Annotated in this window: 15 protein-coding genes; 3 read left to right on the top strand and 12 right to left on the bottom strand. The window is 34.2% G+C overall.

What is annotated here, in order from left to right; genetic code table 11:
* Positions 1-159: 159 nt before the first annotated feature.
* The gene (locus RQM59_RS01860; protein WP_349240356.1) at positions 160-2019 is read left to right on the top strand and encodes an ABC-F family ATP-binding cassette domain-containing protein; all 1860 of its coding nucleotides are present in this window, start codon (positions 160-162) and stop codon (positions 2017-2019) included.
* Here RQM59_RS01860 and RQM59_RS01865 read toward each other — a convergent pair.
* The 4 genes from RQM59_RS01865 to RQM59_RS01880 all read right to left on the bottom strand — a co-directional run bounded on the left by RQM59_RS01865 (position 2016) and on the right by RQM59_RS01880 (position 10201).
* Positions 2016-2735 carry a 3'-5' exonuclease gene (locus tag RQM59_RS01865; protein ID WP_349240357.1) on the bottom strand — a complete coding sequence of 240 codons (720 nt, stop codon included), beginning with the start codon at positions 2733-2735 and terminating at the stop codon, positions 2016-2018. The two genes, RQM59_RS01860 and RQM59_RS01865, sit on opposite strands and share 4 nt — an antisense overlap.
* Before the next feature lie 89 nt (positions 2736-2824).
* On the bottom strand, positions 2825-4915 hold the full coding sequence (locus RQM59_RS01870) for a lamin tail domain-containing protein (RefSeq protein WP_349240358.1): 2091 nt from the start codon (positions 4913-4915) through the stop codon (positions 2825-2827).
* Between the two features lie 161 nt (positions 4916-5076).
* A complete protein-coding gene (locus tag RQM59_RS01875; protein WP_349240359.1) occupies positions 5077-7287 on the bottom strand; it encodes a hypothetical protein in 2211 nt (736 codons plus the stop codon).
* Positions 7288-7387: 100 nt separating this feature from the next.
* On the bottom strand, positions 7388-10201 hold the full coding sequence (locus RQM59_RS01880; protein WP_349240360.1) for a TonB-dependent receptor: 2814 nt from the start codon (positions 10199-10201) through the stop codon (positions 7388-7390).
* Positions 10202-10373: 172 nt separating this feature from the next.
* On the opposite strand from RQM59_RS01880, the gene RQM59_RS01885 reads away from it, so the two are divergent.
* Positions 10374-11072, top strand: coding sequence for a response regulator transcription factor (locus RQM59_RS01885; RefSeq protein WP_349240361.1), 699 nt, complete (start codon positions 10374-10376; stop codon positions 11070-11072).
* 13 nt (positions 11073-11085) lie between these two features.
* On the top strand, positions 11086-12126 hold the full coding sequence (locus tag RQM59_RS01890) for a sensor histidine kinase (RefSeq protein WP_349240362.1): 1041 nt from the start codon (positions 11086-11088) through the stop codon (positions 12124-12126).
* Here RQM59_RS01890 and RQM59_RS01895 read toward each other — a convergent pair.
* Genes RQM59_RS01895 through RQM59_RS01930 form a run of 8 tightly spaced genes read right to left on the bottom strand, consistent with a single transcriptional unit; the run spans position 12100 to position 21209 of the window.
* Positions 12100-13137, bottom strand: a complete 1038-nt coding sequence (locus RQM59_RS01895; RefSeq protein ID WP_349240363.1) for a glycosyltransferase — start codon at positions 13135-13137, stop codon at positions 12100-12102. The genes RQM59_RS01890 and RQM59_RS01895 overlap by 27 nt on opposite strands.
* A gap of 1 nt (position 13138) precedes the next feature.
* Positions 13139-14413 carry a phosphoribosylamine--glycine ligase gene (gene purD, locus RQM59_RS01900; RefSeq protein WP_349240364.1) on the bottom strand — a complete coding sequence of 425 codons (1275 nt, stop codon included), beginning with the start codon at positions 14411-14413 and terminating at the stop codon, positions 13139-13141.
* 52 nt (positions 14414-14465) lie between these two features.
* Entirely contained in the window at positions 14466-15224 is a 759-nt protein-coding gene (locus tag RQM59_RS01905; protein ID WP_349240365.1) for a glycosyltransferase family 2 protein, read from the bottom strand.
* Positions 15225-16535 (bottom strand): exopolysaccharide biosynthesis polyprenyl glycosylphosphotransferase, encoded by a 1311-nt coding sequence (locus tag RQM59_RS01910; protein WP_349240784.1) that lies wholly within the window; start codon positions 16533-16535, stop codon positions 15225-15227. It lies immediately after the preceding gene.
* Between the two features lie 45 nt (positions 16536-16580).
* Complete coding sequence (locus RQM59_RS01915; RefSeq protein ID WP_349240366.1) at positions 16581-17699, bottom strand: glycosyltransferase; 1119 nt, start codon at positions 17697-17699, stop codon at positions 16581-16583.
* Positions 17696-18979, bottom strand: coding sequence for a hypothetical protein (locus RQM59_RS01920; protein ID WP_349240367.1), 1284 nt, complete (start codon positions 18977-18979; stop codon positions 17696-17698). Before RQM59_RS01920 ends, RQM59_RS01915 begins: the two co-directional genes overlap by 4 nt.
* Positions 18980-18985: 6 nt before the next feature.
* Positions 18986-20191, bottom strand: a complete 1206-nt coding sequence (locus RQM59_RS01925; protein WP_349240368.1) for an O-antigen ligase family protein — start codon at positions 20189-20191, stop codon at positions 18986-18988.
* The gene (locus tag RQM59_RS01930; protein ID WP_349240369.1) at positions 20178-21209 is read right to left on the bottom strand and encodes an O-antigen polymerase; all 1032 of its coding nucleotides are present in this window, start codon (positions 21207-21209) and stop codon (positions 20178-20180) included. The genes RQM59_RS01925 and RQM59_RS01930 overlap by 14 nt, the downstream gene beginning before the upstream one ends.
* Between the last annotated feature and the right edge of the window lie 238 nt (positions 21210-21447).

The raw sequence follows: 21447 nt of genomic DNA on the forward strand, positions 1-21447 counted from the left end.
CGACTTGAAAGATGGCATATCTTTACACCATAATTGTTCATTATATTCTTGTTATAATTATAATTAATTAAGAAATACCTCCCCCTTTCTTAATTAATACATGTAAAAACCCAAGCTATTGCTTGGGTTTTTTGTTTATTTGCACTCTAAATTAGTATTGTGAATTACCTATCTGTAGAGAACATTTCGAAGTCATACGGAGAGCGTGTTTTATTCGAAGACATCTCTTTTGGCATTAATAAAGATCAAAAGATTGCTTTTGTGGCTAAAAATGGAAGTGGAAAAACATCCATTCTAAACATTATTGCCGGAAAAGACACATCAGACACAGGACAGGTAATTCAAAGAAAAGGAATTCAAATATCTTATCTTTCTCAAGAAAACTTATTAGATCAACATTTAACCATAGAAGAAACCATCTTTTCTCAAGGGAATAAAATACTTGATGTAATACATCAATATGAAAACGCTTTGAAGCACCCAGAAGAGGCCGAATTATATCAACAAGCCTTTGAACTAATGGAGCAACATAATGCCTGGGATTTTGAAACACACTATAAGCAAATTCTTTCTAAACTTAAGTTAGAAGATATTTCTCAAAAAGTCGCTACACTCTCGGGTGGTCAACAAAAAAGATTGTCATTAGCTATTATTTTGATCAACAAACCTGATCTATTAATCCTTGATGAACCTACGAATCACTTAGATCTGGAAATGATCGAATGGCTGGAAGCTTTTTTTGCCAAAGAAAAGATCACGCTATTTATGGTAACGCATGATCGTTATTTCTTAGAAAGAGTATGCAACGAGATCATTGAGTTGGATCATGGAAAACTATATAAATACAGAGGGAACTACTCTTACTATTTAGAAAAAAAGGAAGAACGTATTGCTCAAGAACAATCTTCGGTTGAAAAAGCAAAAAACCTGTTTAAAAAGGAGTTAGATTGGATGCGTAAGCAACCTAAAGCTAGAACTACAAAGTCGAAGTCTAGAATCGATGACTTTTATGTTATTAAAGAAAAGGCCCATAAACGAAGACAAGATCACAAAGTTCAGCTAGAAATTAACATGGAACGCCTGGGGAGCAAGATCGTTGAGCTTCACAAACTCCAAAAATCTTTTGACTCTATTAAAATACTTGATGGTTTCGAATATGTATTCAAAAAAGGAGAACGCATTGGGGTCATTGGTAAAAACGGTACTGGAAAATCTTCATTTCTTAATATTCTGACACAACAAGAACCTGTTGATGGCGGTAAAGTAGTAGTGGGAGAAACAGTGAAATTCGGATATTATACTCAAAAAGGAATTCAAATAAAAGAGGGTCAAAAGGTCATTGAAGTTATTAAAGAGTTTGGAGAATATATTCCGTTGACCAAGGGTAGGAAAATATCTGCGGGACAGCTACTTGAACGCTTTTTATTTAACCGTAAAAAACAATATGATTTTGTTGAAAAGCTGAGTGGAGGAGAGCAAAAACGTCTATACTTATGTGCGGTACTGATTCAAAACCCTAATTTCTTGATTTTAGATGAGCCTACAAATGATTTGGATGTTATTACCCTAAATGTTCTCGAGAACTTCCTATTAGATTTTCCAGGAAATCTTATTGTTGTATCTCACGATCGGTATTTTATGGACAAAATCGTAGACAGTCTTTTTGTCTTCCGAGGAAACGGAGTTGTGGAAAATTTTCCAGGCAACTATTCTGATTTTCGAGCCTATGATGTATCCAAACCAAAAATTAGAGAAGTAGAAACTAAGCATCCTCAAAAAGAAAAATCTAAGCAAAAAGCAAAGCTTTCTTATAATGAAAGTAGAGAGTTTAGTGATTTGGAAAGAGACATTGCTCTGCTGGAAAAACAACGAACTATCATTGAAGATCAATTCAATAACAATGAAATACCCAGTGATCAAATTGCAGGGGTATCTCAAGAGTTAAAGAGTATTATTGACGCTATTGGTGAAAAGGAGGAACGTTGGCTAACTCTTTCTATGAAATTAGAAGGCCTTTAATCTATATACTCAATTTCATTTTCCTTTACTATGTCCTCGTTGTTAAAACGTTGTAGCAATTGTGCTACGGCTATTGTATCTTTCTCGCAATACTTTACAATCCTATCTATATCTTTTTCTTGATAATATATTCGAGCCACATCACTACCATCAATATCATCTTTAGGAGATGGTATTCCTAATGTATGTGTTAGAAGCTTGAGAGAACTATAGTGTTTATAATCTCCGAACTTCCATAAATCCATCGTGTCTAAATGCGCCACTTCCCATGGCTTCTTTCCAAAAAGGTTTAGTTTCTTTGGCAATGTAATATGATGAACAATCATTCTTCTCGCTAAAAAAGGGAAATCGAACTCCTTTCCATTATGAGCACATAAAAGCTTGTTAGCATAACTAAAATGAGCGTCTAAGAGTTCTTTAAATTCAGTTAATACGACCTTCTCGTCATCCCCATAAAATGATTTTACTCTTAACTTTTTTTGATCCTTCTTCCCTACAAAATAGCCAACAGAAATACATATTACTTTCCCAAACTCTGCCCAAATTCCAGCCCGTTCATAAAAGTCTTCTGGGCTTGTTTCGTCTTTACGCTGATACGCCGTTTTTTGTTCAAATAGTTCTTTAGATGTATCTGAAAGCAATGACCAGTTCTCATATTCTGGTACTGTTTCAATATCAAGAAATAACACATTAGAAAGGGATACATTAAGATTCATACGCAGTTTTTATTTTTAAAAATATAAAAGCCTCGAATATTCCGAGGCTTTTATATAATATGTATGTAAGTTTAAATACTAGTAAACTACTATCTAACTACTAATTTTTTAGTTGCAATCTTGCTTCCTTCTTGCACTTTTAAGATATACACTCCCATACTTAAAGAAGAAACATCCATTAATTTATTATTCGAAGAAAACTTTGTTGCATATACTTGTCTTCCTAAAACATTAAAGATCTTTACCGTTTTCTCAGAAATAGAGTTAGTTGTGATCGTAAATCTCTTATTATTTACTGGGTTCGGGTATGCTGCAAAACCTTCGATAGTAGTATCTCTTAAAGAAGCAGTAGTATTCTGATATGTTCCAATAGGGAATGGTGTTGTTGCTGATCCATTATCAGACTCACCGTCTAAAGCATTCACTCCACTATACGACCAGTTACCAGACGTAAACGTAGTTCCTTCAGGCCCTGTATTTGAGTTTCTATATGCCCAACCATCTAAGTAATCATAAGCTTCTCCAGAGAAATCGTTGTTTACATCTCCGTATACATCTATGATCTGACCACTTTCGTATAACTCGATAGAGTCGTCTCCATTGATTGCTACTACACCAGTTGTATAATCTGGCATCATCCCGAAGAATGTATTAAAATTTGTTGATTCTGTAGAAACATAAATAAATGTTCCAGCTGCAATAGGGGATCCATTCGTAGGGAATCCAAATTCTACATTTCCAGCAGTAGATCCACCTCCATTGGATACTGAACTTACTCCATAAAGACTTAAATCTCCAGCAGGTATTTCAGTTAAAACAAATAGTTCTACTCCTTTAGGTGTTCCTCCAGATAACGGTCCATCGTACACTCCTGTAATCACCATACTGTTTGTTGGTGCTCCATAAGCATTACCATTTACCGCAATAGTTTGGTTTGTTACACCTGTAGAAGATAATGTAATATCTCCGTTATAATTTCCAGCAGCTAATCCGTTAGCCAACCTAATATAAACAGTAGTTGTAGCTACCGTCCCTGAACTTGGTGTTATATTTACTGATCCAGCAAAGCCAGATCCTGAAGTTAATGATACTTCAAAGTTTGCTGGCGCAGTCACAACTAGATCAGCAGTTAAGAACAATCCTTCTACAGTGAAATCTTGTTCAGCCGAAGGTCCTCCTACACTAATTACATAGTTCATATCATTTAAGAAAGCCGTATAAGAGAATTGCGGTACTGCAGGACTTACCGTTCCAGAAACTGCCATTGTCTGATTGGTTGCTCCTGTAGATGACATGGTTACATCACCGTTATATGTATTCACACCCAAACCAGATACCATTCTAACATAGATTGTCGTTGCATTGACAGTACCACCTGTTTGCGCTAACATCACTGAGCTTCCAAAACCGCTTCCAGAAGTAGTTGAAACTTCAAAATTTGTAGGTGCGGTTACAGTAATATCAACAGTCAAATTTGCACCTGAAACATTAAAACTACCCTCAGCGGATGGTCCATTATTTTCAAAGTAATCTAAACTACCAACAGATCCTGATGCAGAAATTGTAGGGCTTGTAGAAGCTCCGATCCAAGTTCCAGGATCGTAATCACCTGGCGCACTTTGCGCTCCAGAACCAAACCCTTGATCATTATCGGTGTCCCATTCAGCTGCATTCCATGAAGCCGCTGGAGCTGCAACAGATGCTACTCTTTCCGCTCTTCCATCCTCAAAATTCTGAGCATCATTAGCATTATTAGAGTTTTCTCCAGGTACACCGAAAATATCGATTATGGTACTATTATTATCTCGTATTCCTATTTTATCATCACCATTGCTATCCGCTGGACCTCCGGTACCAGCATTGATGTCAGCGGTTACTCCAGTATATACTGAATTAAACGTTGTCTCATTAGCCGCAATAATTGCATAGCTCCCTGCAGTTAGCGTCCCAAGGGAAGTTAAATCAACAGTATTACTACTTATGGTTGTATTCGTATTTGTATATCGTATTAATTCCCAGCCTGTAAAATCAACTGAATTCGGTCCAACCACATACAATTCAACATAGCGGGCTCCAGAGTTATTCGTAGGATCTGCTAATTCAGTGATAATCACTTGACCAAATGAAATGGCACTAAAGCAAAAGGTTAGTAATAGGGTTAAAAAGTAATTTTTTTTCATTTTTGGAGTTTTTGTAAAATAATAGGAGATAAAGATATGAAATATATCCACTTTTCTATCGTTATGTTCAATTAATTTATTGTTATCAAAAGGTTTTAACAAAAATAAAAGCAGGTTTTAAAACCTGCTTTTACTTAATTCAAATAATTAACTCTATTTTCTTAGAATCGCGTCCATCCGTTTGTCCAGGCAGGAGCAGTTGCGCCATTTCCAGCACCAGTTGCAGTACCTGTAGAAATGAAACCTTGATTTGCCCCAGTGTAATCTGTCATTTGGAACCCAGCTACGTTGTTTACAAACTGAACGTTTGTCATTACTAAGTCTCCATTTTCAATTCTTACTCCGGCTTCAGCATCTGAAGATTTTACCTTCACGCCTAAGTCAACACCCTCAATGTAGAAGTTATCTATGTTAAAGCTTCCTCCACCTTCTTTGAAGAACAATGCTCCTTCAGTTACAGGGCCTACTACCGTAATATTTTTCAATGTTGCATTTGTCACAGGAGTTGCGTTCCCGTTATCTCCATTATTAGATCCTTCGATACCAGCTTTAGCTCCTCCAGAGATGTACCAGTACTCTCCAGTTCCAGCCCAACCATCAGCAAAGTCGATTGAATCGTCCCCACTATTTGTTGATACCAAGTATTTTCCATTTACTGTTCCTCCGAAGAATTCGATACCATCATCTCCTCCTTCAAAAGACTGAACATACTCTACAGTAGTTCCAGAACCAACACCGAATAATGATAATCCGTTAAACTCTTTTGAGCTATTGAATGTTGCTCCTGTATACTCTATCCTTAAGTATCTAATAGACCCCGAGTTGTCGTTGTTTACAGTACCTCCATACGTTAGGTCTGCAACCTCAGATGTTGCAACAGTACCAACATTTGTTGGTGCTTTACCACATACTACTAATCCTCCCCAGTCTTTAGCTGCTGGTGTAGCAGAACCAGAAGTCATTACTACTGGATTACTTGAAGTACCATTTACAAAAATCTGACCTCCTTGAGCTACTGCAATATAAGCACTTGTTCCTCCTGTAGCTTTAATCGTAGTTCCAGCTGGGATTGTCAATTTCCCTCCATCTTTTACAACAAATGAACTTGTTAATTGATACTCTACACTTGCATTTAATGTAACATCACCTGTTACCTCTCCTGCTAAGTTTTCTGTAGTTACTCCACTATTACTTAAGCCTCTTGTCCAACCAGCAGCCCAAGTTGGTGCTGCAGCACCATTACCTGCTCCTGAAGTAACTCCTTCAGTAATAAAACTTTGGTTAGCTCCGGTATAATCTGTGAATGCAAAACCTGAAGCGTTTGATGCAAATTGAACGTTTGTCATTACTAGATCTCCATTTTCGATTCTAGTAGCAGCTTCCGCATCTGTATCTTTTACTTTTACACCTAGGTCGGTTTCAGCAATATAGAAGTTATTTATATTAAAGCTTCCTCCTCCTTCTTTGAAGAATAATGCTCCTTCAGTTACAGGGCCTACTACTGTAATATTATTTAATGTAGCGTTTGTTACAGGAGTTGCGTTCCCGTTATCTCCGTTGTTAGATCCTTCGATACCAGCTTTAGCACCTCCAGAGATGTACCAATACTCTCCAGTTCCTGCCCAACCATCAGCAAAGTCGATTGAATCGTCCCCACTATTTGTTGATACAAGGTATTTTCCATTTACTGTTCCTCCGAAGAATTCGATACCATCATCTCCTCCTTCAAAAGACTGAACATACTCTACAGTAGTTCCAGAACCAACACCGAATAATGATAATCCATTAAACTCTTTTGAGCTATTGAATGTTGCTCCTGTATATTCTAATCTTAAATATCTAATAGATCCTGAACTATCACCTGATAATGTTCCTCCATAAGTAAGGTCAGCAACTTCAGAAGTAGCAGTTGCTCCAACATTGGTCGGTGCTTTACCACATACTACTAATCCTCCCCAGTCTTTAGCCGCTGGAGTAGTAGAACCAGAAGTCATTACTACTGGATTACTTGAAGTACCATTTACAAAGATCTCTCCTCCTTGAGCTACTGCGATATAAGCACTTGTTCCTCCTGTAGCTTTAATCGTAGTTCCAGCCGGAATTGTTAAACTTGCTCCATCTCTAATAACATATGCTCCAGTTAATTCATACTCGATTGTAGCATCTAAAATTACGTCTGTAGTTACATCTCCAGACAATTGTGTTACCACACAAGGCTGACATGAAGAACCTCCACAATCAACGCCTGTTTCATCTCCATTTTGAATTCCATCGGAACAAGATGCAGTAGACGTAGTTTCACTGTCACTACATGAAACAACAACAGCCATTGAAGCTACTGCGATCATAAGTGTAAATAGATATTTTTTCATTTTTTTAAGTTTAATTGATTTAAATTTCTGATGCAAAATAAACTCGTATTCTTTAACTTAACATTGCTTAAAAATTAATGTTAAGTTATACAAGTGTTAATTAAAAGTTATATGATAATGATAGTTTAATATTAGCTCCAAGCTTATATGACTCTACAATTACATTTTGATTTTCCTGTGTTCTTTTAATTGTAGGATTCAATAAGTTCTTTGCACTTAATCCAAGGCCTAATTTCTTGTTTAGCTTTGCCTTGAAAATAAAATCTAACGTTGCTACTCCTGAATCTATAATGTTTCCTTTACCCTCAGTGCTTAGCGCAAAAATTCTATCAGAGAAATAATTAAACGCTACTGTTCCTTGGATACTTCTATCTCCAGTATATTCTTTTAGATAGGTTACATCTAAATTTGCCAACAGATCAGAAGCTCCGGTTAAACCACTTTTGGTTTCTGAAAAGTCAACACTTAATGGTGATCCTGCAGCCGTAGTTTCTGTAAAAACTTTATTCCCATCTAAATCCTGACTTGTGTTTAAGTAAGACAGGTTCATTCCTCCTGTTAACTTTGACGTTAAAGTGTCATCTCCATCCTCTACCTCGTTTTCGAAGAAATTCTTTCTCATTTCAAATTCTACTCCAAAAGCAGTTGCCAAGTCTCCTGAATTCACCCAACTCACATCATTTGACGCTGAGTTGATCGTAGCCTGGTTAATAGGGTCATTTATAAACCTTCCAAAAGTTCCTATCGAAATAATCTCTTCAGATTTCGGGAAGAAATCCCATTTAAAATCGAAATTATAGTTTGTTGAAGAGTATAAAGCAGGGTTTCCTAATGTTGTCAATGTTGTTGATTCATCAAACTGAAAAGGCGCTCTTTCCTTAAACTGTGGTAATGTATATGTTTTACTGGCCGCAAACTTTAAATTTTGCTTTTCATTCAATTCATACTTCAACGAGACAGATGGTAATATTTCAAATTGATCAAGGTTCGCATCTCCAACACTAATGGAAGTGTTATAAGAGATTGTTTGCGTAATCTGTTCTCCTCTTATACCAAAGACTCCTGTGAATTTTGGAGAAAATTTGTATTCTACTGAAACATATCCTGCATTTATATCTTGTCTTCCTCCATATGTTTGCGGTGCTAATACATCAGCTCCAGTACCTAAACCTCCTCGAAATGTTCTTATATTAAATAATCCTGCATTAAAGTTGGCTTGATTAAAATAGCTGTCTAAATTATACACATCAGTAATAAGGGGCTGCGGAACGGCATTACCTCCACTGTTATTGATTGTAAAGTTAAATTGGGTAGATTCAAAGTCTACAGTTTTAAATCTACCGCTATAACCCACGACAATTTTACCTTTATATACTTCTTCTTCGTCTTTATTAAATTTGTATGTAGCTGATAACTTCGCTGTCAACTCTTCGTCTTCTAGATCTTGATAAAATCTGTGGTTATCAGAATCGTTTAATGTTAATCTAAATGACTTTGGACCGTTTGGCACATTCCAATCATCAGGAGTTACAATATTTTGCTTTCTATTAGGGGTATCACTCTTCACATAGTTATATGCTGCTCCCCAATTGATGTCAATTGCATCATTTATTCTATGATCTCCTAATAACTGATGTACAAATAATTCTGTTCTATCAAAAGTAGCTCTTTGCACAAAAGCACCACCTTCTGGAGCGTAATCGAAAATATCTACAATTCCAGTATACTCTTGTTGTCTTTGACTAGACGTATTAATCATTAATGCATTATATCGTAATACCTGATCTTTGTGCTTTAATCGCATGTTACCCATAGCAGTAGTATTCGTTTCATAACCATAACTCATAAAGTCATAATCTCGTCTTGCTACTCCAGATACATTTACACTTCCTCTTGCAACCCCTTCTCTAAATTTATATCCATTATCATAAGAAACTACACCAAATACATTCAATTTGGTATCTTCTCCTAACTCAAAAGAATCACCCGCTTTTAAAGAAATATTCATGTTAATAGGTGAATTCGCAGAAGTTCTATCCCAACTTGTAGTAAAGTTGTAGTTGTTTAAAGGAAAAGCTGGATAGTTTTTGGTATAAAATCCTGAACGATTAGGTCCGTCAAATAGATAAAAATCGTTTTGAGCTATTGCTTCTGAGTTTACCGATGATCCAAAAGAAAGTTCAACCATTCCTTTTCCCCTATAATTTTTAGAAACTATATCAACATTTGCTCCACTGAAATCACCATAGTTCTTTAAATTGTAGGTTTTATCAATAGAAATGAACTCTATAATATCTGTAGAGAAAATATCCAGACTAATATTCTTCTTAGATGGATTATTTGATGGTAATGGTAATCCGTTTAAGGTAGTCACATTATAGCGATCCCCTAAACCACGTACAAAAACACTCCCTGATCCTTCTTGCTTTGAGATTCCAGTAGTTTTTGTCAATGCTGATGCGACATTACTTACTCCTTTTCTCGCTAATTCTTGTACTCCGATTTTTTGATCTATTGTTACCGCCTTTTTTTGATCTATTAACAACGCTGCTTCTTTTTCTTTACCCACACTAGCTTTAATCTTAATCTCATCTAATGCAACTCCTTCTTCCGCGCTCATCAATCTATTTACAGTAACGGTTTCACCTGCTTTCACTATTACAGGAATTTCTAAGGTTTTATACCCCAAAAAACTGAAAACGATGGTATAACTTCCTGCTTTAATAGATATGGTATAATTTCCATCCATATCTGTTTGTGTCCCAATAGTCGTCCCTTTTATTAGAACATTGGCAAAAGGCAACGCTTCATTGTTCATCTCTTTATCAGTAAGTTTCCCTTTAATGGTACCTTTGTCCTGCGCATTTATGTATTGGCTAAAAATGACTACAAGAATTACTAAGATTTTTCTCATGTTTTAGTTTAATTTATAACTGCAAAAGTCCAGTCATTTTGTAAAGAGAATGTTATTTGGGAATTATGCTTCCGTTATCTGAATGTTAATTGAACGTAAACACATTAAATGATTGTTAAGCGATTGTTTTTTATTCAATATTCGCTACTTTTGAGAAGCTTAAACAAAAATTATGAGTAATAATGACATAAAAATTTTGCTGGTAGATGATGAGCCAGATATCCTAGAAATAGTGGGCTACAACCTGAAAAACGAAGGATATCAGGTATTTACAGCAAAGAATGGTCAAGAGGCAGTTAAGACGGCTAAAAAACTGGTACCACATTTAATATTACTTGATATTATGATGCCTGAAATGGATGGTATCGAAGCTTGTGAGAAGATTAGAAACACTAAAAGCTTGGAAGAGGTAATTGTTGCATTTTTGACTGCACGAGGAGAGGATTACTCTCAGGTTGCTGGTTTTGAAGCTGGTGCAGATGATTATATTACGAAACCTATTAAGCCCAAAGTCCTTATTAGTAAAGTAAAATCTTTATTGAGAAGGCTGAAAACAGAAAAATTAGTAGAAACATCTACTAAAATTGGCGATATCATTATCAATCGCGATGAGTATGTGGTCTTCAAAGGTGAACGAAAAATTACACTTCCAAGAAAAGAGTTTGAGCTATTGTCTTTATTGACTTCGCGCCCTGGAAAAGTATTTAAACGTGAAGCTATCTTAGATGCTGTTTGGGGAAATGAAGTCGTAGTAGGTGGAAGAACTATTGATGTTCATATTAGAAAGCTAAGAGAGAAAATTGGCGACCACCATTTTAAAACTGTTAAAGGTGTTGGTTATAAATTTGTATTAGAGAACGGAGATAAATAACTTTGTTCTAACTATGAGGTTTAAAAAAACGTACTCTTTTGCACTTTGGTCCTCTGTGTATCTTACACTTATCTCCATTGTTTTTGCACTCTTTTCGTATTTCTTTTTTTCAAAAGAAATAGACCTCCTATCTATCTTCATTTTTGAAGTAATTGTTTTTGTATTGTCGTTTTTCATCATTCAATACAGAGCAGAACGTTTTATTTACAAAAGAATTAAGAAGATCTATGATGAGATCTCTATTTTGGATGTAGATGATCTTAAAAAGAAATCAATCACTACCGATATTGAAACACTTTCCAAAACAGTTCAAGAATTTGTAGAGGGAAAAAGAATAGAGATTCAAAATCTTACCGAAAGAGATTCATTTAGAAGAGATTTTTTAGGAAATGTCGCCCACGAGCTTAAAACACCACTCTTTACTGTACAAGGGTACATTTTGACATTGTTAGAAGGAGCAGCAGAGGATGAAATGATACGAACAAAATATTTAGACAGGACCAGTAAAGGAGTCGAACGTTTGGTTTCTATTGTAAAAGATTTAGATATGATCGCTAAATTGGAAACAGAGGGAATGAAAATGAACTTTGAAGTTTTTAACATCCTAGAACTTGTTCAAAATGTATTCGACCTGTTTGAGATGCGAGCGAAAAAGAAAAATATCACCTTGCAGTTTGATAGAATTTATGAATTTCCCGTTTTTGTTACAGGTGATATAGAACGTATAGAGCAAGTACTCATCAATTTAGTGGTTAATTCTATTAAATATGGAAAACCAAATGGTGTAACCACTATTGGAATAGAATCTTATAATGAGCAAAAGTACATTATCAAAGTAATGGATAATGGAGAAGGTATCAAACAAGAACACCTTTCACGTCTGTTTGAGCGTTTCTATAGAGTAGATCAAAGTAGATCTAGAGATCAAGGTGGGTCTGGACTGGGGTTATCTATTGTAAAGCATATTATAGAAGCGCACAATGAAACAATCCTATTAAAGAGTATCTATGGAGAAGGTTCTGAATTTTCATTTACCCTTGAAAAGGCTAAGTAACTCTTTATTTAATATCTTATCTTCAACGGTTAACCCAGACAAATCTTGAGCTCGTTCAATATCCTTAGCACAAAACATGTTTTCGCTAACGGAAACTATATTTCCTTTCTGAGCTAAATACTTAGCTAAATACTCCTGCTCTGTCTGTCCTTTTGTCGGAATTAGCACAGCTTTTTTCCCTGTAACAGCATAATCCATGATAGATGAATATCCTGATCTAGACACAACGACCTTTGCTGTATTTAGTATCTCCTGAAGTTCTTGAGACAGGACATAATTATATATAGTAATATTATTCTTGTGATCCTTTTTTTGTTCTGACTCCAGAACGCCCCGAATAAAAACAATTTTCCCTTTATACTCTTCTAAAGCTTCATGAAGTTTTTCTTCTAGCTGCGTCCTATTTGGTTCCAGTCCCGAAAGAACAACAACGACATCATGAAGGTGTTTTTTATTTTCTTTTGAAAACCTACTTAATGATCCAATATATTTTTGATGTAAACTTCGTTTTGACCTTGACAGTTTTCCTGATAGTAAAGATAACTCTTCGTCGGGAATCCAACATTCGTCAAAACGCCGAATAATCTTTTGATGCACAAAGCTTGTTAACCAGGTCCACATTCCAGAAAGTACGTTTACCTGATGTGTTATGTACACCGATGGTACCTTGTCACTACGAACCCCAAACCTGTTGTCAGAAATCACACCAATAACATCATCGTGATCTTGTATATATTCCTCTATCACCTTTCGCTCGGCAGTAATGGCTTTCAATATTTTTGGTGTTTGAAATAACAAAAGCTTTGTTAGGTTTTTACCATATTTGATATTGTAAGAGGGAAGTTGAATGGTTTCTAATTCAGGGAACTCCTTCTTTAGAAAAAGTAATGCAACGCCATCCGTTGCAATAACCGGGGAATATTTATATTTTATTAATAATCTAATAATTGGCACACAACGGGAGGCATGGCCCAATCCCCAATTTAACGGTGCAACAATTATTTTTTTCATCTTAGATTAAATCAAATCCAATATCTTTTCGATAATTCATTTTTTCAAATGAAATAGCCTCAATACTTTTATAGGATACATCCAATGCTTCCTGAATTGTATCTCCAAAAGAGGTTACAGCAATCACTCTTCCTCCATTCGTAATTATGCTATCTTCTTTTTCAGTAGTTCCTGCATGATATACAATAGACTCGGTAACAGCATCGGCTCCAGAAATCTTTTTTCCTTTTTCGTAAGTCTCTGGATATCCGCCTGAAACTAACATTACGGTTGTAGCTACCTTAGCAGTTACTTCATAGGTCTTCTCATGTAATGTTTGATTAGCTACACCTTCAAAGAGATCATATAGGTCTGATGTAATTCTTGGTAATACCACTTCCGTTTCTGGATCTCCCATTCGGACGTTATATTCAATCACATATGGGTCCCCTCCTACATTCATCAACCCTATAAAAATAAAACCTCTATAATCTATTCCATCTTGCTGCAATCCATCTATCGTTGGTTTTATAACACGTTCTTCTACTTTATCTAGAAATTCCTGGTTGGCAAAAGGAACTGGAGAAATGGCTCCCATTCCACCTGTGTTTAAGCCCGTATCTCCTTCTCCTATTCTTTTATAATCTTTAGCAGACGGTAATACTTTATATCCTTTACCATCTGTTAGTACGAATACTGAAAGCTCTATCCCATCTAAAAATTCTTCAATTACCACAGTAGACGATGCATCGCCAAACTTTTTATTCGAAAGCATTTCTTCTAACTCTCTTTTAGCTTCTTCAAGTGAGTTCAGAATTAAGACTCCTTTTCCCGCAGCTAGTCCATCTGCTTTTAACACGTACGGAGGATTAAATGTTTCTAAAAACTGTTTCCCTTCTTCTAAAGTTTCGGAGTTGAAAGATTGATATCTGGCCGTTGGAATCTGGTGCTTTTCCATAAATTGTTTAGAAAAATCCTTACTCCCTTCTAACAAGGCTCCATCTTTCTTTGGCCCAATAACAGGGACATTTTTTATATCCTTATCTTGAAGAAAAAAATCATGAACTCCATCTACTAAAGGAGCTTCAGGGCCAACCACTACCATTCCAATCTCATGATCTAATACTACTTTTTTTACGGCTTCAAAATCTGTTGGATTGATATTAACATTGGTTCCTAGTTTTTGCGTTCCTGCATTTCCTGGTGCTATAAATAATTTATCAACCTTATTACTTTGAGATAGTTTTAAAGTAAACGCATGTTCTCTTCCTCCCGAGCCTAAAATAAGAATATTCATTAGTGTGTTGTGTTTGGTCTACAAATATAAGTTGATTGATTATTTTTCCAACCTAATATCCCCATTTATTAAAGTACTTTATCGCAGAAATTAAATGTCTAAAAAATAAGCGAATACTCTTGTTTGAGCCCTTTCTGTGGATATGAACAATTTCTTCCTGAGGATAATACATCTTCTTTTTTCCAGCGGCATCTATTTTTCTACAAATATCGGCATCTTCCATATATAGAAAATAACGCTCATCAAATCCTTTAATGTCAATAAGGTCTTGTGTCTTAAACAACAAAAAACAACCATGAATAAAATCTGGGTACAGGGTCTTTGTCAAATCTTGATCTCTATATTCTTTGTTATAAACTCTTTTCTTGAAAATCCCTAACCTTCGAATGATTAAATCAAGAAATCTTGGATACTTCCTACATGTATATTGAAGCTCTCCATCCGGATATAACACTTTCGGAGAGATCATGGATACATTTTGATCTTTGCTTAATTGTTCCATTAAGTTTGGAATCACATTGGGTTTGAATGCTACATCTGGGTTTAAAAAAAGATGATATTCTGAACTATTACTACTATTTTCCAAAACTGTATTATGTGCTTTTCCAAATCCGATATTTGCAGTGCTAAAAGAGTAATTTACATCGGGGTGATCTGCATATTTTTTTAAGAAGTCATTAGGAGAATTATCAATGAGATATAACTTTTTAGTAAGTTGAGTGTTCAAAAAGCTATCTATTGTTTTTTGAAGCGTATCCCCATTCTCTTTATAGAGTACAATACTAGCTGTTATTTGGACTTTACCATCCATTTAATAGGCCTTCTCCTCTCCTTCAAATACGTTAAACAACGTTTTAATAATGATTTTTATATCTAAAAAGAAGGACCAATTTTCTATATAGAAAATATCCAATCGGATTCTATTTTTGATATCGGACTTTTTCTTTATTTCTCCTCTATAGCCACTTACTTGAGCCAACCCAGTAATTCCAGGCTTTACAATATGTCTCTTTAGGTAATCTTCTACTTCTTTTTGGTATTCAATAGACAGACTTTCTAAATGAGGCCTAGGTCCCACAACACTCATATCCCCTAACAAGACGTTTACAAATTGTGGTAGTTCATCTATACTGGTCTTTCTTAAAAACGCACCTACTTTCGTAACTCTTGTATCATTTTTTGTTGCATGGACTTTATCTGAAAGCAAGTTTATTTTCATAGACCTAAATTTGTAACAAACAAAATGCTCTCCATTTAATCCTTCTCTAGGTTGTTTAAAAATCAGTGGCCCTTTAGATTCTAATTTTACCAAAATCCATAATATGGGAATCAACCATGATAGAATAAGCACACACACGCATAATGAAAAAACTACATCAAAAATCCTCTTAATGTAAAAATTCTCTGCAAATTCAAATGGAAGCTTCTTTACATTAAGAACAACGAGAGTGTTATCGTAAAATTCTATATCTTGATTCTTACTATATAGTTCGTTGGAGTTAGGAATTAATTTTAGTATTATATTTCTTTCATTGGTGAATTTCTTAAGTTCTTTAATTTGGGATTCATTAATCTCAGTCAATGAGCAATACACTTCATCTACTTCATTATTTTTAATAAATTCAAAACATTCTTTAGTAGTTCCGAGAAAATCAGGGTTTTTATACGTTCTGCTCGAAAAAAATCCTAGAAATTTGTATCCAAGATTTGCCTTACTTTTAAAGATCTTTATTACTTTTTTCGAAGAATCGTCGAAACCAAGAACGACCGTAGTCCTGTAGTTTTTACCCAAAGATCTATACTGTTTCAACAGAAAAAATCCTAGAAATTTAAAAAATGTAACTCCCAAGAGAATTGAGATCAAAATTAACAATTGGTTATTTATTACTATCCCTTCTCTAAAAATTCCAAAATATGCAAAATAGCCCAGCGTAAAAATTAAGAATTGCCTAACAGATAATGTAATAATCCTTAATACGTTCGTAAACCTATATACTTTATAGAATCCTGAAAAATAAGAAGTTACAAACCACAACAACATGATGTAGCTGAGGAAATGCAGATTAAAAAAATTTACATCTCCTATATAATATGTTACAAAATTAATGGCAAAAATGTCCATCAATATTTGTAAGGGTCTAATAAGGTATGAATATCTCTTCTTCAACTATTTACTATTTAAAAGGTCATCTACTTTTGATCTAAAATGCAACAAAAACTGATCTTCGGCAAATTTTCCCGCATGATCTCTTATCCATAATGAGTCAAATTGGTCTTCGACATCTTCAAAATACATGATTGCTCTTTCTAAGGACTCTTCAGTTTGCTTTTCAAAAAAGATTCCTGAAGATTTAGATATTTGATCTTTGTCTTCCACTACTGTTTCTAAAGCTCCTCCTTTTTTAAATGCTATAACCGGTATACCATGAGCCATTACTTCCAAAGGAATCATTCCAAAATCTTCTTCTCCAGGAAAAAGCAACGCCTTTGAATTATAAATAATCTCCCGCAATCTTTTCCAATCAACTTCGCCCATAAAGGTAATGTTTTCTTTTGCCTTTTTCTCCAACTTCTCTCGTTCTGACCCTTCACCAACGACAATTAAGCTTTTACCGTTTTTATTAAATGTATCAATCAGTAAATCTATTTTCTTATATGGAGTAATTGCCCCAAAACTTAAATAAGTTGTTTTCACTGAAGTAACATGTTTTATATCTTCAAACAGTTCTTCAGCGATTGGCGGATATACTATTTCGGCCGTTCTATGATAATATTTAGCAACTCTATCTGCTACATTTTTGGAGTTACTGATATACAAATCCACGTTGTTTACCGTTTTTTTATCCCATTTACGCAGTCTTTCTAAAAAAAAACTCATGAATGGTCTTAGCAAAGGGTTCACAGCCTCTACATACATGTTCTTATGACTCCAACAGTAGCGCATAGGTGAGTGTATATAACATATGTGAGGTACTCCATGAATATTCTTAATTCCTTTTGCGGGACCTGATTCCGAAGAGATAATCAAATCATATTTCTCTTTTAATTTCAATGAGCTTATTCCCATTGGATACAACGGAAATATCTTTTGATAATGCTTTCTTAAAAAAGAATTGTTCAGGCTTGACGTGTGCACATTATTATTCTTTAAATAATCTCCGTATGCTTTCGGATCATAAAAAAGAGTATATATATCGGCATTAGGAAATAATTTCAACATTGATTCAACAACTTTCTCTCCGCCTCTTCTGGTTATAAACCAGTAATGAACTATAGCGACTTTCATAATTTCATTCGCAATTTTCTAGACTCAAATGTTCTTAACAAAACATACATGAGCAAGTATAAGATCAAAACTACTAACATTTGTGCTCTCATAAAATTAAACACAAGCAAAAATACGTTAGTAAAAATAAAAACGACGGTTATTGGTTTTAAATAGTCATTCTTCTCACCAAAGATAAAGGCTCTATTTTGTATACCACCGTAGAAGAACATAACAACCAGAGAGAACCAACCAAAATCCAAAAATTGCCCCCCGAAAAAAGTGATATATGTAACTCTTCCCGTGGGATTCATTAACGAGTCTAAAGGTATTTTAGTCAATCCTAATTTATTTGACAATTTTACCAGAACAAAAGAATTATACAAGCCTTTCTTTTTTGTCGGTTTTTGACTCTGAAGATAATCAAACTCGTATACCCCGTGAGTAATGTATTGACCTAGATGAACAGCATTGAATGCGACACTTCCTTTCCAATTGTTTCGATGTTCCAATATAAAGTCTTTAGTGCTAGCTTGAATCGGAACAAATTTATTGTAAGGGGCTTTCTGCATTCTTTCTAAAAACGCTTCTGACGACCATTGATCGACTCTTTCTTTTAGAATAAAATTCGATATTGGCATCACCAATAACAACCCTAAAAGAGTTACCAAAATTGCGCTTTTAGAAAATAACTTTGTATAATTAAACACCATTATAATAGTGATCAAAATTGCAATTGGTTCAAATATCAATCTTCTTGATCCTCTTAAATACCCCTCAACCATAGGAACCAAAAACAACAATAGGCAAATTACCAGTAGCTTTAAATTCGTTTTTTTCTGAATGGTATAAAATAGATAAGGCACAAAGTAAAGTATTCGCAAGCTACCCAAAAGGCCTAAAACAATAGAAAAATTTTCAGCCTGCGCAAGATTATACTTGTTTGAAGAAATAGCATTTGTGAAAGAAACATCCCTAACAAAAAACAAATCAACGTATCTAATTAAAGAGGACGTTAGTATCAATATAAGCATCACTTTAAAAAAAGCACCTCCCACAACTACCTTTTCTTCTTTTACTTGTTTATTACGAAAACATACTTTTGCGACTACATATCCCCCCATAATCGCCAGATAATTACAGATGATGTACATTATTGTACTCCAAGACAAAGGGTTTACTACATCTAAAGGGGTAACCAGGTGAAAAAAGATCCAAATAAGAATTCCAAAAACAAGAGATTTAAAGAATAAAATATCTCCAGTCCCTTTATTGGTAAAAAAATGTCGAAAAATCATCATACTAGATTATATTTTCTGGTTCTTTAATGCAATCTTATTAAGATAAATAGAATAGTTCAACACAAATGCAAATAACACTACTCCCCATTGTCTATTCAATATACTTTCAGTGAGACAGAAGAACAATATTACAGTCCAAGAAAACAATATAAGGTTTCTTTTATTGTCCAAACATTTCTTTATTACTTTGGCAAGTAATATTATTAAAATTAAAAAAATAAAGACCCCATGATGGAGTGCTAATTGTAGGTATTGGTTATGCGCATTTAACCCTACTACTTCTTTATCAGAATAATTAGTATTTAATATTTCTTGAATATCGCCAATTCCATAACCCCATAAGGGAGATTCTGTAATCAGCGTATAAGCCGTACCCCATACTTTTTGCCTGAATGAAACGCCAAAAAACGGCTTGTCTTTTGTAGCTATATCCATAATTTCATAATAGCTATATAGAATTTTATCTCTTACAAAATCATTTGTAAACCCAATAGCAATGAGTATAACCAACGCAAATAATCCTGTCCAAATAAATTTCTTCTTATAGCCTTTTTTTCTGATCTTGAAAAAAAGAAACATGGGCAAAATAACCACTCCAGTCAAAATTGCCATTCTAGAACTCAATAGTATTAAAAAGAGATACAAAATCGGCACTATAAATATTTCCCTCCCATTACGATTACGCTCTAATCTATCCATAATAGTAGCATAAATACTTATAAGAATGAGCATAGACATATATGCATGGTGGGGAATATACTTTAACAATAAAGCCACTGCTCTTCCATAATCATATCTTTCGCTCAGAAAAATAATATCATACAAAAAACGCATTATTCCATATATCAAAATGACAACAACGCCATAGAATAAATACTTAAAAACTCTTCCTTCATTGAGCTTTATTTTCTTGAAAGACAAGTATGAAAACATTATTGGAAAAAGTAAAAAAGTGCTATATAAGACAAGTTTGACTTCTGCCTTTTGATGGTCATTACTTATCACATAGGAGATGAACTGCGCTAAGAAAAAAGAAATAGAAACATAAAAGACTAGGAGATACTTAAAAGCTCTATTTTTAACCATCTTTATAAGAAAATATGTAGCAGCTATAATTGTTATAACCGAGTTTATTCTGATAGAAATTGGCAATGAGAACAGCACCATTCCTATTAAAAACTCATCTATATTTAATGCGCTAATCCTTCTCATCTTGCTTATGTAAAAAAGAGATTTTCAAAATACTCCTTTTATTCCTAATCACAATTCTTAATCCACAAATAATCATAAAGGCAACAGTAATTAAAAAGAATAAAATCATAGAACTTCCATTTTCGTAAAACGGCATCACTAACATTTTAAAAATCCAAAACACCATCACATAATAAATGAAATTATTGAGTGCATATTTCTTAATTAGAATATGAATTATATATACAAAAATTGCAAATAATATGGGTACTAAAATAATTCCAACAAACCCAAAATTGACAAACGCCTCACCAATATAAGTGGATCTCATCCCTCCAAATTCATCCGGATTCTGATCTGAAATAATGGAAGTATATCTCATATAGTTATAATTTGCCTTTAGAGAATTTATTTTGGTAGGAATAAAACTAAACACGCCAGCTACATATGTCTTCCCAAATAGATAAGCGTGTTCACCTTCGTTAAAGAAAAACAGCACTCTTGTGAGCTCCCTCACAGAAACAAAGAAAGATGTAGATAAGGTCATTAAAGTATGCTCTAATGAAAGTTCGCCCTTAACAATTTCAGAAAAATTTCTGGACAACCCTACAAGTATTACTAAAAAAGAGCTTGTGAATACGAGCTTTACAAGATGTCTTTTATATATCAAGTATGCCACAATAGATATAAAAAGAGGGTAATACAACTGTCCTCTTTTAGCAGTAAAAAACAGGGTCCCTGTTAAAAAAAACATTTTTAAAAACTTCTTATTTATCAAAAGTTTTGTAAATGACACTCTTTTGAATGAAAAAAGAAAATAGTTTATCTGCAAAAATAAAATAGTAGACAATGCATTAATTGACAGTGTATAAAATGGTCTATACGGTATAAAGTCTGCTAATCGATCTTGAAAATATTTTGAAATAAATGTTCTATCCTCGAATACTGGGATATAGATATTTATAAAAACCAAGTATAAAGGAACAGATAGCAAAATAATCAAGACCCACGAAACATCCGCTACAAACAAATTCTTCACCTTATTGTTTAGTGATTTCTTGAGGTTATATTCTTTAAAATAGAATGGTAAAATCGAAAATATTAAGATACATATATAAAATCCTATTTTTAGATACAAAATACTTCTATTGACATATTTTACATCTTCAAACCTTACCCATTTAGCACTATACAATATTGAACTCTCTCCTATATAGATGCCCATCATAATATAGAACAAAGTAATTGAACAAAGGTTAATTATCTTCTTCGCACCT

It is taken from the genome of Asprobacillus argus, assembly GCF_032248395.1.
Lineage (GTDB): Bacteria > Bacteroidota > Bacteroidia > Flavobacteriales > Flavobacteriaceae > Polaribacter > Polaribacter argus.